At 63.7% G+C, this 284-nt stretch carries 1 protein-coding gene; it reads right to left on the bottom strand.

The window, feature by feature from the left end; all coding sequences use genetic code 11:
* On the bottom strand, positions 1–284 hold a 284-nt coding region (locus CH341_RS32290), incomplete at both ends, for an AAA family ATPase (protein ID WP_146604754.1).

Raw genomic sequence — 284 nt, 5'->3', positions numbered from 1 at the left:
CGACATGACGATGTCCTGATCGACATCGTTCTTGGAGATGACGCGGCTTTCGCCATAGGAGCCGTAATCGATGCGCTCGCCTTCGCGCACCCGCATGGCGAGATCGATGATCGGGTTGTCGCGCGCCTGGCGATGCACCTCGGTGAGGAGCATGTCCGGCTCGGCTTCAGTGAAGAAGCCACCTCCCCCCTCGCCCGCCTTGACCGGCGGCAGCTGACCCGGATCGCCGAGCACCAGAATCGGCGTGCCGAAAGAAAGAAGATCACGCCCGAGCGCCTCGTCGA

This window comes from Rhodoplanes roseus, from assembly GCF_003258865.1.
GTDB lineage: Bacteria > Pseudomonadota > Alphaproteobacteria > Rhizobiales > Xanthobacteraceae > Rhodoplanes > Rhodoplanes roseus.
The sequence above is the reverse complement of the archived record's forward strand: the minus strand, read 5'-3'. Positions and strand labels throughout refer to the sequence as shown.